Source organism: Dyadobacter sp. CY343, assembly GCF_021390335.1.
Taxonomy (GTDB): Bacteria; Bacteroidota; Bacteroidia; order Cytophagales; family Spirosomataceae; genus Dyadobacter.
Genome location: NZ_JAJUXK010000001.1, coordinates 374,879 through 389,441, shown reverse-complemented (window position 1 = coordinate 389,441; position 14,563 = coordinate 374,879). Strand labels below are relative to the sequence as shown.

Sequence of the window (14,563 nt, the reverse complement as noted above, 5' to 3'; positions counted from 1 at the left end):
CCGTATTTTATAAACCAATGTTTAATCCCAGCATGAAAACACGCGGCTTGGGATAATCATACAATCCCAAACCCTGGTCGAAAGGAGAGCCGGAATTGGAAACTTCGGGATCATAACCTTTGTATTTGGTGGCTACGAAGAAGTTTTGAACAGATACGTAAGCCCTCAGCCTGTCCAGTTTCAGTTTCGATACAAGTTCAGGTGAAAATGAATAGGCAAGCAGCAGGTTGCGGCCCCTGATAAAAGAAGCGTCTGTTACTTTGTGGCTGTCGTTATTGGTATCATATCCTGCATTGATCGGCCTCACCTGGGCAATAGGGGTGTTCTGGTTGGTTTCTGTCCAGGCATTCAAAACCGTTTTGTAGCTGTTTGCAATACCCTGTCTGTCTTCTGCCGAGTGAATACTTCTGTCAAGCACATCGTTTCCGTACATGTATTGCAGGTCAACAGTCAGCGACCAGGCTTTGTATTGGAATGTGTTCAGGAATGTTCCAAATCCGTCGGGGATACCTTTTCCGATAATGGTGCGGTCGTTATCATTGATCGTTCCGTCATTGTTCAGATCCTGGTACTTCACATCGCCCGGAAGCTCGTTGTATTTTTTAGCCAGCTCAGCCTCTGCAGTTGAATACGTTCCCTGATGCACCCGGCCAAAAAATGAACCCACCGGCTCTCCTACCCTGATCACCGTAGCGCCCGAGAAAATGTCGCTCCCGCCGGATAATGCGAGTACCTTATTTTTATTTACCGAAATATTAAAGGTTGTATTCCAGGAGAAATCACCGAGTTTGACATTGGTGGAATTCACCGCAAACTCCAAACCTTTATTTTCCATACTTCCGATATTCGTATAAATGCTGCTGTAACCGCTGCTCAAAGGAAGTGGCGCGTCCAATAGCATTTCATTGACTTTCCGACGGTAAAGATCCAGCTCGAAACTCAGTCTGTTTGAGAATAAACCTAGCTCTATACCCAGATCGACCTGCTGCGTTTTTTCCCATTGCAAATTCGAATTCGACATCCGGCTGATACCCGTACCGATATTCCGCTCGCCGTTGAAAATAACGCTGTAATCGATCACATTGGCGATATTGTTGGTCATACCAGCCAATGCGCGGTACGCAGGAATTTCGGAGTTACCAGTCGCTCCGTAGCTGGCGCGTATTTTCAGGTTTGATATGGTCGTACTCGTTTTCAGGAATTCTTCTTCCGAAACTCTCCACGCAACCGCAGCCGACGGGAAAAACGCATACCTGTTGGCTGCCCCGAATTTGGACGAACCATCAATACGGCCTGTGAAAGTAACCAGATACTTATCGAGCAAACTGTAATTCAGACGTGCGAAATACGAGTTCAGCCCATAAGCAGATGCATTAGAACTTGGGGCAAGTGCAGTAGCGCCGGCGCCCAGGTTATTGAACTGAAAGTAAGTATCTGTGAAATTCTGACTTCTCGCCAGATTCTCAAAACGATCCACATGCTGCCAAGATAACCCCAGCATTGCATTCACAGAATGTATTTTACCAAAATCCTTTACATACGTCAGGTAATTCTCAAACTGCCAGGAATTGAACCGCCTGTTATTCACGGACGCATCACCATTATTGGAAATATATTGGAGGCCGGCAGCTGCAAAGTAATCTTCGCGCTGATTGATCACATTCGTTCCGATCGTGGAGCGCAGATCGAGCCCGGGAGCCAGACTGATCGTCGCGTACATATTGCCGAGCATCGTTTGGGTACGCAGGTAAGAAAGTCGCTCCGCACCTACACGCAACGGGCTGTCGCCGCCTTCCATTCCCGGATAATCGCGGTTACTTGCCCAGCGGCCGTCAGGATATTTGACAGGAATAATAGGCAAAGCTTCCAAAACCTGGCGCATTGCCGTAATACCGCCGCCGCCAAGCTGATCGATCTGCTTTTCGTTTTGGTCCGTATAACCCAGGGTACCGCCGACTTTCAGCCAGCTTTTGATCTGACTATCAAATACAAAACGGCCTGCAAATCGCTTCTGCCACGATTCCCGCACAATACCGTTTTCATTCCGGTAGTTCAGGAATGCGCCATAGCTTCCTTTTTCACTTCCACCCGTCATACCAAGCTGGTGATTTTGAGTAAAAGCTTTTTGAAATGCTTCATCCTGCCAGTCGGTATCGTAAAGCGGATTTCCATTCGAATCGAACAACAGCGGATTGGTGCGTTTCTTTTTCGGATCGGTGTATTTGGTACCGGTTGCCCAGCCTACCGGATCGTATTTTGCTGCATTGGTATAAGCCAGTTCTTCCACTGCCAGGAATTCCCTCGAATTCAAAACCGGCAGTTTCTTAGGTGCTACACCAATACTGAAATCGGAATCGTAAGTGATCTTGCCGCCTCCCGAAGTTCCGCGTTTTGTGGTTACCAGAATAACCCCGTTCGCGCCCCTCGCTCCGTAAATTGCAGTCGAAGAAGCATCTTTCAATACTTCGATCGAAGCAATATCATTCGGATTGAGGTAATCGATCGGTGTACTTCCGTTGGCCAGGTCCACTGCATTCAGGATCACCCCGTCGATCACATACAGCGGATTATTGGAAACGCTGATCGAGCTCGCACCACGGATCCGGATATTGGCGCGCCCACCCGGCCGGCCCGAATTGGACGATACGTTCACTCCCGCAATGCGGCCGGAAAGTCCCTGATTCAATGAAGAAGCCGGACGCTCCTGCAACACTTCGCCTTTGATCGTACCTACTGCGCCGGTCAGGTCGGACTTTTTAACAGTACCATATCCCACGACCACAATCTCGTCCAGAGAATTCTCGTCCGGTACCAGCGCCACATTGAAGTCGGACTGGTTCCCGACTGCAACCTCCTGAGATTTAAACCCCACAAAACTGAATACAAGCACATTAGAGCCGCCGTCGGGTATTTCCAATGTAAATTCACCGCTTCCGCCTGTCGAGGTTCCGCGCTGCGTACCTTTCAAAACTACGCTCACGCCCGGCAAGCCCGCACCCGATTCATCAGCTACTTTTCCTTTGATAGTCCGGTCAACCGCAGCCTGCTGTCCCGTGCCCGGCGCATCAAGATTTTCCGATCTCACCGACTGGTCGGGCAAGCCGGCTGATTCCTTTTTTTCTGACTTATCCTGAGAATCCTTTGCTCTGGCATCAATGATCACAAAAGTACTTTTCCGCGTTTTCTTGAATTTAAGACCGTGCTGGCCCAAAACCTGTTCGAGGTTTTTTTCAAGTGTCTGGGTCAGGTCAATATCGCCGGAAGGAACCTTCACCGAGCCAACGAGCCGATCTTCAAACACGATTTCCACTCCATAATGCTTTTGCATTTCTAGGAGGACATTTTTCAATTTCATCTCTTGCCCAAAACCCGTATGCTGCCGGGTAGGAACAGATGCAAATGCAATTACCTGGGACCGGGCATCGTGCGAGACCTGCGTCATCAATACAAGTCCTATCGCCACCCATTGCTTAGCTGATAGCATTACATTCATAATAAAATGGTTAAGAATAATCAGTTGTTTGTCAAAAAGATAGTGCGGCCATCTTGCTCGATTCTCATATCGAGTACTTCGGAGATCGTCCGTAAAAGTTCTTCGGCATTTTTGGTCTTAAAATTCCCCGTAATCGTGCGCCTGGCGATAGCAGAATCTGAGAGGCTCACTTTTTGACCGAAATTCTCTTCGATCATTGAGATAATATCCTTCACCGGGGTCGCATTGAACACGTAGCGATGTTCTTTCCAGCTCGCAAAAGTCTTGACATCCTGCTTTTTTTCAAGCTGCACTTTGCCTACCGGATCAAGTATTGCCTGATCTCCGGGCTCCATCATGACTTTTTTATTCTGGTCGTTTTGGGAATAATCAATGCGGACACTTCCGCTGGTGAGAGAGACTTTCGTTCCGCGTGGCCGGGCGTACACTGAAAAAGTTGTCCCCAAAACCTCCACCTTGAACTTGTCAGATGTTTTTACCACAAAAAGTTTACTATCAACAGTGTGACTCACCGAAAACTCAGCCTCACCTTCCAGCATTACCTGCCGCACTTTTTGGTCGAAGCCAAATCGCGGAATTTTTAATTTAGAATTCGCATTCAGCGCAACTTTGCTGCCGTCTTCCAGGTAGATATCAGTCGTTTTGCCGTAGCCCGTCTGGTAGGTTTTATACTGGATCGGCTCACGGAACAGCCAGCCACAACCCACCAGCAACAGGAGAGACGCAGCGATCAGCCAGGAACGGTTATTCAATGGTTTAGGAGGAATTCCGGCAGAACTGCTCAGCTTTTCGGGGCTTCTTTCGGTAACCTTATCTTCGTCGAGTTTTTGCAGCAGGTTTTCCAGTGCTTTTTCCTGGTTTGGAGCGAACTGCGGGTGCCTGGATTCATATTCCATCAACCATTGATGAAAGAGTTCGCTATTCTCTTTGCGGATAATCCAGTCCTCCACCAGCTGACGTTCGAGCGGGTTGGCGCGTCCGGCCAGATACTCGAAAAGAGTATATTTTGATATAAGTGTTTTCATTTTTAATGCATTTCGAAGTACAGCCTGAACAGGCGCTGATCAGTATTCTGCAAAACTCAAAAGCGTCAAACCAAGCGAGATCATCCATTCGCCGTGCAAGGCGGACCTCAGATGTTTCAGTGCTTTTGAGATATGTACTTCTACGGTTTTAGGGGAAATATGAAGCTCGTTGGCTATTTCGTTGTATTTCTTGTTTTCGAACCGGCTGAGCAGGAATACCCGCTGGCATTGCGTCGGCAGTCTTGCGATCACCTCGTTCACCTTTATAAAAAGGTTATTGTAGTGGATTTCAGCATCCGGCAGCTGCTGGTAGCAAGAAATGGAGTTTTCCTCGGTCGTTTCCAGCGTATCCATTTTCCCAAACTCCCGACGCATATACGTATAGCATTCGTTTCGCACGCATCGAAAGAGGTAGCTGGTGTAGGAAGAAGTGATATTCTCGTATGCTTTGGTGCGGTAGAACTGAAAGAAGACCTCGCTTACCAGATCTTCGGCCAGCTGTTTGGAATAAACGAACCTGACCGCGTGGCTGCAAAGTGGCGTATAAAAACGCCTGAACAGCAATTCCAGACCTTTTGAAGGGTTTTGTTCAAAAGTAGCTTTCAGGAAAGTGGCAGAATCAATTTCGTTTGCCTCAACCTTAACCTCCTGCGCAGGTGACACAAACGGACTTGAATGCTTCGTTTCGTTAGTAAGCAAAGGATCTTGCATTGAGTCTTTATTTATGTAATAATAGAAAGACTTTTTTGCACTTGAATCCCCTTAGTCTCAATTAAAAAAAACTGAAACTTTTGTTAATGCTATGCCGCAGGATTATTTGTGTCTGCCGGTTAATAACGCATCTGGTGTAATAAATTGAGTTGATATTACCCCGGCTATATTTGTCTTGTCCGCTTAAACCTCAATACCCGGGCATCGCAAAAGCCTTCCACCTCGTGTTTTCTATCAAAAAATCAAAGCAAATGCCTGACTTTACTGAATCTGAGGAAAATGCATCGTTGTCCGACTTCGCGGTTACGGAACTGACTTTCCGTGAATGGGAAATTTTGCTCCTGATATCGGAAGACAGGAGCAATAAGGATATTGCTGTTATTACAAACATGAAGATTGAAAGCATCAGGTCGATGCGCAACCGCATCGGCGACAAGCTGATATTGAAGGGACACAACACGCTGGCTAGATTTGCGAGACAGCATCGCCGGGCGCTCAAACAATTGTTCCGAGTCCTGTTTCCACCCCGGCTCTCTAATTAACAAAAAAGCGCGAAGCGTGCAAGTCACTTAAGTAGTCAATTTTTGATCACTCAAATGACTTTTTACGCGCATTCATTTGACTGAATTTTGGTGCACTATATCACCATCAAGTTCAAATTAAATGAAAAGACTTTTGTGCATTAAGCTAACAGATACCTTAACGGTTCTGAATGCTTTATTTATGATAGCTGTCACAAGTACGGTATTCAGCTGTAAAGAACAATTACTACAAAAATCAGCTGAGCAACCTGACCCAATCGAACTGATCGACTTCAAAGGAGAAACAGTGATTGTACCTACCGGCTTCCCGAAAACGTTGTTCGACCAATCACCAGAAGAGTTTGAAAGTTATTATCGTAGTCTTTTTGTAAGTGCCAGGACGAATGCCACGACGGAAATGAGCGTATTATCCTTTGAGGAATTGCAACCGATATTGCAGAAGTGCCTTGAGAGATATCCGAAGATAACTTCGGACAATATTATTTCTGAAAATGATCTTGAAAGAATATTTCAAGACTTTCCAAAGCTCAGAACAGTAGAAGAAGTAAATAGCAAAAGGCCTGTCATTTTTGACTACTACCAGGATTTATGTAAACGTGACGCCACATTGGAAGTTATTAACTACGAAAATAGTGTTGAAAACCTGAGAACGCTATCTCCCGGCAAATTATCAGATCAGGAACAACTGCATTTGCTCTCCGTTCCCGCGTATGGTTTGGCTTATGTAAATTCAGGGCTTGACGCAAATAGTTACACGCAGTCCATTTATGGAAATTTGGACGGCACTAATATGGGCAATGCTTTCAGGCATTCTGTTTGGAACGCATTTGCCATTAGAAATATACTGAAGTCCGCCCCTGCAAGCGAAAATCAGGCAATTGACTTTACGCAGGATGGCACCGCTAAGCATGAATTTGTAAATAATGATCCGCAGTACACTATAGATGCAGCAATGGATTTACACAATAATATGTCTGCCCGAGTCTGGATGGAGAAAAAAACTTCATGGGGGATAGGGCCGCTTAGAAAAATACCAAGTTATGGCGAAATTATTGCAGAAATGCAGGGAAAGGCAGCAATAGCAATTCACTATAACAGTGCAGTCGATTTTGCCGGAGCGTTTAATGCGATTCTGAATGCACACGGAGGTAATAATGCTACCACCTGGAATAATTTATACGGTAACATGTATGGGTCTTATGAACACTTAGTCCGACTCAAATAAAATTCACCATGAAAAAAGCACATTTACTCCTGATTATTTTTAGCGTTACTACCTTGACAGCTTGCTTCAACAAAGTCGATCCGGCGGTAAGTACATTCTATTTTAGCACTGGTCATCCGGACACTTTAAGGAACCAAGCGCTTTTGAAACTTTACGAGCACTATTCTAATTCGGATAAAACCAGAGAATACTACGAAGTGATCTCAAAAAGAACAGGTAACTATATTTTAAATTACTATCCTGCCGGCAAATTGTTGACAACCTGTACTGATCCTGGGAGTGGCTGGGGCAATCAGTATGAGAATGTAGACGAAGCCGAGTTGCGTAAGCTTGCAGATTTAAAGATCAAACTAGTTGACCTGCAATTATATGTATCTAAAGACAGCATAATTAGTGAGAACCCTAATAACATTCTCGAGGTAAAAACGAACGGTCATCCAAATTAGCCAAAATAAAAAAACGCGTCTCAAACTTGTAGAGAAGGAATAGGCAAGATAAGTATTGTTATGAGACCTTGTAGGCATTTAATAAAATCAATCATGAAAAGAGCAGATCACCTACTTATCATTTTGAGCATTGCTGGTTTAGCAGCTTGCTTTAACAAGGTCGATCCGGCGGTAGATACACTGTATTTCAGCTCAGGCCGTACAGACACTTTAAGGAGCCAGGCTATTTCGAAACTTTACGAACACTATTCTAATTCCGATAAAACAAAGGAATATTATGAGGTGGTCTCAAAACAAACGGGTGACTACATTATCAACTACTACCCGGCGGGCAAACTGTTAACAACCTGTAATGATCCTGGTAGCGGCTGGGGCGGTCAATACAAAAATGTAGATGAAGCCACCTTACGTAGGCTTGCCGATTTGAAGATCAAACTGGACAATCTTCGGTCGTTTGTAAACACGGACAGCATTATTGATGATAATGAACCAAGGGTTGAGGTAAAAACGAACGGTCATCCGAATTAGCCGAAGTAAAAAAACGCGTCTCAAACTTGTAGAAAAGGAATATAGGCTAGATAAGTGTTGTTATGGGCACCTTGTACGCATTTAATAAATTCAATCATGAAAAAAGCAAATCAACTACTTATCATTTTGAGCATTGTTGGCTTGGCAGCTTGCTTCAACAAGGTCGATCCGGCGGTCGAAACTTTTTATTTAAAGTCTAAACATTCAGACTCGGTAAGAAGTGAGGCTTTTTCGAAATTTTACGAACATTACTCTAATTCCGATAATACCAAAGAGTATTTTGAGGTGATCTCAAAAGGCGATTACATTATTAATTACTACGCAACTGGCAAGCTTATGGCTATCTGCTATGATCCTGGCAGTGGATGGGGCGGGCAATATAATAATGTAGATGAGGCTGCCTTGCGTAGCCTTGCGAATTTAAGAATCAAGCTTGACAAACTGCAATCGTATGTAATCAAAGACAGTCTTATCGACAACAATGAGCCATTTATTGAGGTGAAAACGAATGGTCACCCCAATTAAACTTTCAGGCGAATTCTAAAAACGAGAATTGCCCGATACAAAAAGAGGCTGTCACACTTCGCGACAGCCTCTACAACATTTTCCAAATTGTACTTACAAATTCTTCGCCTTCATTTCTTTCACCGCAAAGTCCACAGCTCGGGCAGAAAGCGCCATATAGGTTAACGACGGGTTCTGGGTTGAGGTAGAAGTCATACACGCACCGTCCGTTACAAATACGTTTTTACAGGCGTGCAGCTGGTTGAATTTGTTGAGTAAAGAGGTTTTTGGATCCTTACCCATGCGTACACCGCCCATTTCGTGAATATCATTTCCCGGGTTACGCTTACCGTCGTTTGACCTGATATTTTTGAAGCCCGCATTGGTGAACATTTCACTTACCTGCTCCACATAATCCTTGATCATTTTCTCGTCGTTGTCGTCGTAATCGACTGAGATATTTAATAGCGGAATACCCCACGCGTCCTTTTGCGTTTTGTCGAGTGATACATAGTTGGACTCTTTTGGAATGGTTTCGCCCATCATATGCGATCCTACACTCCAGTTACCGTATTTAACCTGGAATAAACCATCCTTCAAAGATTCGCCGATCCCGCTGCGGTCGTTATAAGTCTGCCGATTTGCACCGAAACCTGCCGCATATCCTCTTAAGAAGTCAGTTTCCTGCTTATACACATTCCGGAATCGCGGAATATACCCGCCATTTGGCCGGCGACCATCTGTTGTAGAATCCAGGAACCCTTCGTACTCACCGGAGACAGTTGCGCGGTAATTGTGGAAAGCCACATATTTACCCAGCACGCCACTATCATTTCCAAGACCGTTTGGAAATCGGCTCGATGTGGAGTTCATCAGGATCAGATTTGTATTCAATGCAGCTGCATTCACAAAAATGATATCAGCATAAAATTCCATCATCTGGTTAGTAGTCGCATCGATCACTTTTACGCCGGTAGCCTTTTGCTTTTTGTCGTCGTAAATGATAGAATGAACAACCGAATGCGGCCGCAGGGTAAGGTTACCCGTTTTCATTGCCCACGGAATAGTGGATGAGTTGCTACTAAAATAACCTCCAAACGGGCACCCGCGTTCGCACAACGTCCGGTTCTGGCACTGCGCCCGACCCTGATCCAGGTGAATCTGTTTTGGCTGGGTGATATGCGCAGCACGTCCAATGATAAAATGGCGGTCCTTATATTGTTTGGAAACCTGCTCCTTGAAGTATTTTTCAACGCAGTTCAGTTCGTGTGGAGGCAAGAACTCGCCGTCTGGCAGCGAATCCAGCCCGTCTTTGTTACCGGTAATCCCGGCAAATTTCTCGACGTGGCTGTACCAGGGTGCAATATCGTCGTACCCGATCGGCCACTCGACTGCAAACTTATCCCGCGCCGGACCTTCAAAATCGTATTTGCTCCAACGCTGTGTTTGTCTTGCCCATAACAGCGATTTTCCTCCTACCTGGTACCCACGCAGCCAGTCAAAAGGCTTTTCCTGCACGTACGGGTGCTCATTATCTTTTACAAAAAAATGAGCCGAAGATTCCTTGAAATTGTAGCAGCGGCTCGCAATCGGATTTGCGTCGGTAACCTCTTTGGGAAGCTTCTCGCGGTGCGGAAATTCCCACGGCATCATATTCGTAGTAGGATAGTCCTTAATATGCTGCACATCCCGGCCACGTTCAAGCACAAGGGTTTTCAATCCCTTTTCAGTCAATTCCTTGGCAGACCAGCCGCCACTTATCCCCGACCCGATCACAATCGCATCATAAGTCCGGGCTTTTTTGCTATCTATATTAAAATTCGCCATAGTCGTTGTTTTTAAGGGAGGATGGAGGAAGGGAGGATGGAGGAAAGGGAATTAAAGTAAATTTTTTCCTTCCTCCATCCTCCCTTTCATCCATCCTCCCCTTTTTATACTTTCTTAACAGGAACGCAGCCGTGGTAGCGGGCTGGCACCAGTTCGTAGTGAGTTATGTTGGTCATTACGTATTCCGAAGTCAGGTATCCCTGAATGGTCAGGTTTTTTACCAGACTGGAAAATCCCTTTTGCGCCATATCTGCACTTGCTTCCAGGTCTTTCAGCAATTGCAGCCGCTGTTCCTTGCTGCTGTCAGCGAAGGATTTGCCAGATTTCTGGACACTTTGTTGGTCGAGATTGGAGATGCCGCTGGTAAAGCTGCTCTGCGTTTTCGCATCGTAACAATCCGTTACCATTTTCTGTACAAAATCGCCTACTCCCAATTCACCCGCTCCCGGCGTATCGGTTTTAGGGATCATCGTTTCCACTATTGCTACCAGGTTTTTCGCTTGATCAGCCGAAAGAAATGCAGTCTGTGCGATCGATTCCTTCGTCCACCCCGACGCCCATGCCGGTAAATTGGCCAAAGCACCCACAGCCAACGCCATGCTTTTAAGAGCTATGCGTCTTTCCATTACTTATAAAATTTGATTGTGAATATTCAAAAACCTGTGGGGATCTATCCTCCTATTCTTCCAAAAAATCCAAATCCCTGCCGTGTGTTTCAGGTATTGTCAAAATGCAATAAATGCCTATTGCAAAGCAAATTACACCTACCAGCGCGCCAGAATTAACTACCGAAAAAGACTCTTTAAAACTAGCAAATAATGTCGTCATTAACACCACTGTCCCTCTCACCATATTGGGTACCGTCGTAGCCGCCGTCGCGCGCAGGTTAGTTCCGAACTGTTCCGCTCCGATTGTGACAAACATCGCCCAATAGCCTATTCCAAAACCCAGCAAACCTGCCGTGGCGTAAAAAGAGGTTGAAGTTTTGAGTCCTGCGTAGAGGTACACCAAACTTCCTATTAACGTAAAAATCATCAAATACAATACAGCTTTCTTGCGCGATTCGAGCCAGTGACTGATAAATCCGCTCGCGAGGTCACCGATCGACAATCCAACATAGCACCACATAATGGACAAGCCTGGCTTAATCGCCTCCTGAATACCCAATGCGCGCCCGAATTCATTGCTGAATGTGGCCAGGATACCGATCACAAACCAGGTAGGCAAGCCAATTCCGATGCAACGGAGGTATCTGAATAATCTTTCCCGATTGGTGAACAAAGCAAAAAAGTTACCTTTTTCAACGTGTTTTTGATTCTTAATATCCTTGAAAATTCCGGATTCGAAAACACCGATCCGAAGCAAAAGCAGCGAAACCCCGAGGCCGCCACCGATAAAGTAGGCATAACGCCAATCGAAGAACTCAACCGTAAAATAGGCCACAACTGCGCCCAGAAGACCGATACCTGCGACCAGAGAAGTGCCGATAGCACGCAAATGTTTGGGTAAAATTTCGGAAACGAGCGTGATACCAGCGCCCAGCTCCCCTGCCAGACCGACTCCTGCTATGAAACGCAGGACCTTGTAAACATCCGGATCCTGTACGAAGCCGCAGGCAATATTAGCAAGCGAATAAGTGATAATTGAACCAAACAAAACGGAAAGCCTGCCTTTTTTATCTCCCAAAACACCCCACAAAATACCGCCAAGCAGTAATCCTGTCATTTGCCAGTTCAGAATACTGGCGCCGGTGATGGAAATTTCAGCCTCGGTTAAACCCAGCGCGACAAGGCTGGGAATGCGCACGATCCCGAAGAGGAGTAAATCGTAGATATCGACAAAGTAACCAAGCGCTGCAACAATGACGGGTGCACTAAAAAGGTGGGAAGCATCTGAACGAGGTGCTTGCGTAAGGGTATTCATTTCAAGTTATATGGGTTTCTTAGGAATGACTGCAATATTATGCAAATAGCCGGACATAAGACCGGCTATTTGTTTGATAATTTCTAAAATTTAAAGAGAAAGTTGTGTTCAGTCAACTCTCATTAGAGCACCCGAAGGTTTATGCTTTCTTGAAAACGAGGGTCATTTTGTAAGTAGCACCGTCTTCTGTTACCGTATCCGACCATTTCATTTCGTTTCCTTTTACTTCCAGATCATATTCATCAACTTCGGTTCCATCCGTCATCTGGATTTTATTTCCTACAACTTTCCAGCCGCCATCTCCCTCAATAACAGGAGATTCGTCCACCGTGCAACCTGCCGGAACGTTTCCGGAAACGGTACCATCTCCTTTAAAAATAAAAGTAGTTTGCGAGAGACATTTCGTTCCGGTCAATGCTTCCAAATACGCGAGGTAATCCGAAATCCCATCCTGCGCAGGATCGACAGTAATTGCGGATAGTTTCCAGGATCCTTCCACGCCATTTCCATTGCCGCCGGGAGTAGGATCGTCTTTGTCTTTTTTACAGGATACAGCACCGGCCAGCAGCGCGATAGACAACAGAAGACTGGTTAATTTTTTCAGGGATAACATTTTCATGACTAGGTTGTTTTTGTTAAATGATCACGAAAATAGATGCAGAAACTGTTGCGTGGAAGTGATACCGAGTAACCGGTACCGATATTGAGCAAGTGGTTAAGCCTAAGATGAAATGAATCACTGACAGCCCCTTACAGCCGTATTTCCGCCTTCTCAATGTTGTCAGATGCAAATTTCTCAACCCCATCTACAAACACCCTGAACCCTTTACCCCTTCCGTATTTCTTCCCGGATCTATCGTAAATTACCGTGAGCATCCTATTGTGGTATTTCACGCGATCGAGGCAGAAGTAGTCCCATTCGTTCTGCGGTACCAGCGGATTTACGACCAGGATATTGCCTTGCTGCGGCCTGATGCCTACTAATCCGGAAATGATCAGGTCGCAGAAGGTAGAGTGATTGTAATCTTTGCCCCGTTCCTCGCCTCCCTTTCCGGCCGACCAGCTTCCATTATCCCAGCTTTTCAGCCGCGTTCTCGAAATCCAGTCACCTGTGAATGGATTCAGGTTTTCGTCAATCCAGGGTATCTTAGTTCCGTCTGCTTTTTTGCGCTGATGGGCTCGGCTATAAGTACGCAGTGCTTTGAGGTAATCTGAACCTGTCAAGTATTGTTGTTGATAATTATTGAGCAAATTGGCGAGTGCCGTGAGCGTTATCGAAGTAGCAAAAGGCCAGCTGGGACCATTCCACTGGCATTCGTGCCCCTCATAACTGATCCGAAAATCCGGATGCCGCCGCTCTACACTTGTCAATCCATAAGGTGCCGAAAAACCCGTTGTGTCTTTTAGCTGCTGCCAGGCACCCGCATATTTTTTATCAGGCATATTAAAATACCAGGGTGTAAAACCGTGCAATTCCCTCGCATCAGATTGCGTAAGTTCCGGTTTGCCGCGCGGGATTACCTTGAAAAACTGCGCCTTTTCGTCCCATAATTTCTCGGTTACATTCATCCGAATAGCTGCTGCCTTTTGTTTGAAAGCATTTTCAGTGATTCTGTCATTTTTCAAACCGGCCAGATATGCAATAGCCTTCGCGTCGCCATATTGGTAGCTATTGATCGTAGCGCGATAGCCTAACTTACCTTCGCTCATCGCGCCGGAAACTGATACTTCCATTCCGTCCCGATCGTCCTTTTGCCAATACAAACCCGTAGAATCCAGTTTTTCATTTTCCCACGCCTTGTAGTTTGATATAAGGTCCGGCAACAAATTTAAACCGACGGAAAAGTCACCATGTACTTCACAAAATCGGGTAATCGCATCAGCGGCCCAGAAGCTGTAAGATCTGGGACTTCCACCTTTTTTGAACCAGAACTGAGCATAATCCGACAAATAGGAGGCATTATGCAGCCACCGACCTTCGTAAAAGTGGTGACCCGCCGGGCAACTGATCGTATTGTGTTTTCCTGCCCACGGCACATTGGGGAGAAACTCTGTGATCACATACCCATCCGGCGTTTCCCTGATGTGCTTCCTATAAGTCCACCACCGGAAATAGTAGGTCTTTTCCAACTGTTTATCTGGACACTCAAAAAATGGAATATTCGCTTCCATAAATGCCCAGGCTTCGGAATTTGGAAATTTTTGCCGGTACAGTTCATGATCATTCTGGTTAAACTCGTCGACGTAATGCTTGAATTCCTTTGTATCCAAAACACCTTTCTGAGCAGAAACCAGGCAGGGGGCAATGCAGATCAGTAAAATAACAATGTATTTCATAC

At 45.6% G+C, this 14,563-nt stretch carries 13 protein-coding genes; 5 read left to right on the top strand and 8 right to left on the bottom strand.

All coding sequences use genetic code 11. From position 1 onward, the window contains the following. Positions 1-7: 7 nt before the first annotated feature. Genes LZG94_RS01535 through LZG94_RS01525 form a run of 3 tightly spaced genes read right to left on the bottom strand, consistent with a single transcriptional unit; the run spans position 8 to position 5,229 of the window. The gene (locus LZG94_RS01535; RefSeq protein WP_233790209.1) at positions 8-3,493 is read right to left on the bottom strand and encodes a TonB-dependent receptor; all 3,486 of its coding nucleotides are present in this window, start codon (positions 3,491-3,493) and stop codon (positions 8-10) included. A 20-nt stretch (positions 3,494-3,513) separates the two neighbouring features. Next, entirely contained in the window at positions 3,514-4,518 is a 1,005-nt protein-coding gene (locus tag LZG94_RS01530; protein ID WP_233790203.1) for a FecR family protein, read from the bottom strand. Between the two features lie 39 nt (positions 4,519-4,557). Next, positions 4,558-5,229 carry an RNA polymerase sigma-70 factor gene (locus LZG94_RS01525; RefSeq protein ID WP_233790201.1) on the bottom strand — a complete coding sequence of 224 codons (672 nt, stop codon included), beginning with the start codon at positions 5,227-5,229 and terminating at the stop codon, positions 4,558-4,560. Between the two features lie 251 nt (positions 5,230-5,480). Between LZG94_RS01525 and LZG94_RS01520 the strand changes: the two genes are divergently transcribed. The 5 genes from LZG94_RS01520 (at position 5,481) to LZG94_RS01500 (ending at position 8,495) form a co-directional block, all read left to right on the top strand. Continuing rightward, a complete protein-coding gene (locus tag LZG94_RS01520; RefSeq protein WP_215233874.1) occupies positions 5,481-5,771 on the top strand; it encodes a LuxR C-terminal-related transcriptional regulator in 291 nt (96 codons plus the stop codon). Between the two features lie 121 nt (positions 5,772-5,892). Then, positions 5,893-6,996 (top strand): DUF6973 domain-containing protein, encoded by a 1,104-nt coding sequence (locus LZG94_RS01515; protein ID WP_233790199.1) that lies wholly within the window; start codon positions 5,893-5,895, stop codon positions 6,994-6,996. A gap of 8 nt (positions 6,997-7,004) precedes the next feature. Beyond that, positions 7,005-7,442, top strand: a complete 438-nt coding sequence (locus LZG94_RS01510) for a hypothetical protein (RefSeq protein WP_233790197.1) — start codon at positions 7,005-7,007, stop codon at positions 7,440-7,442. 93 nt (positions 7,443-7,535) lie between these two features. After that, complete coding sequence (locus LZG94_RS01505; protein WP_233790196.1) at positions 7,536-7,970, top strand: hypothetical protein; 435 nt, start codon at positions 7,536-7,538, stop codon at positions 7,968-7,970. A 96-nt stretch (positions 7,971-8,066) separates the two neighbouring features. Then, positions 8,067-8,495 carry a hypothetical protein gene (locus tag LZG94_RS01500; RefSeq protein ID WP_233790195.1) on the top strand — a complete coding sequence of 143 codons (429 nt, stop codon included), beginning with the start codon at positions 8,067-8,069 and terminating at the stop codon, positions 8,493-8,495. A gap of 93 nt (positions 8,496-8,588) precedes the next feature. Here the strand turns inward: LZG94_RS01500 and LZG94_RS01495 are convergent, their stop codons facing one another. The 5 genes from LZG94_RS01495 to LZG94_RS01475 form a co-directional block, all read right to left on the bottom strand. Further along, on the bottom strand, positions 8,589-10,301 hold the full coding sequence (locus LZG94_RS01495) for a GMC oxidoreductase (RefSeq protein ID WP_233790193.1): 1,713 nt from the start codon (positions 10,299-10,301) through the stop codon (positions 8,589-8,591). A gap of 104 nt (positions 10,302-10,405) precedes the next feature. Further along, a complete protein-coding gene (locus tag LZG94_RS01490; RefSeq protein ID WP_233790191.1) occupies positions 10,406-10,927 on the bottom strand; it encodes a gluconate 2-dehydrogenase subunit 3 family protein in 522 nt (173 codons plus the stop codon). A gap of 52 nt (positions 10,928-10,979) precedes the next feature. Next, complete coding sequence (locus tag LZG94_RS01485) at positions 10,980-12,224, bottom strand: MFS transporter (protein WP_233790186.1); 1,245 nt, start codon at positions 12,222-12,224, stop codon at positions 10,980-10,982. 139 nt (positions 12,225-12,363) lie between these two features. After that, positions 12,364-12,843 (bottom strand): lipocalin family protein, encoded by a 480-nt coding sequence (locus LZG94_RS01480; RefSeq protein ID WP_233790184.1) that lies wholly within the window; start codon positions 12,841-12,843, stop codon positions 12,364-12,366. Positions 12,844-12,974: 131 nt separating this feature from the next. Continuing rightward, positions 12,975-14,561: an MGH1-like glycoside hydrolase domain-containing protein gene (locus LZG94_RS01475; RefSeq protein WP_233790182.1), complete on the bottom strand. Its 1,587-nt coding sequence runs from the start codon at positions 14,559-14,561 to the stop codon at positions 12,975-12,977. Positions 14,562-14,563 lie beyond the last annotated feature (2 nt).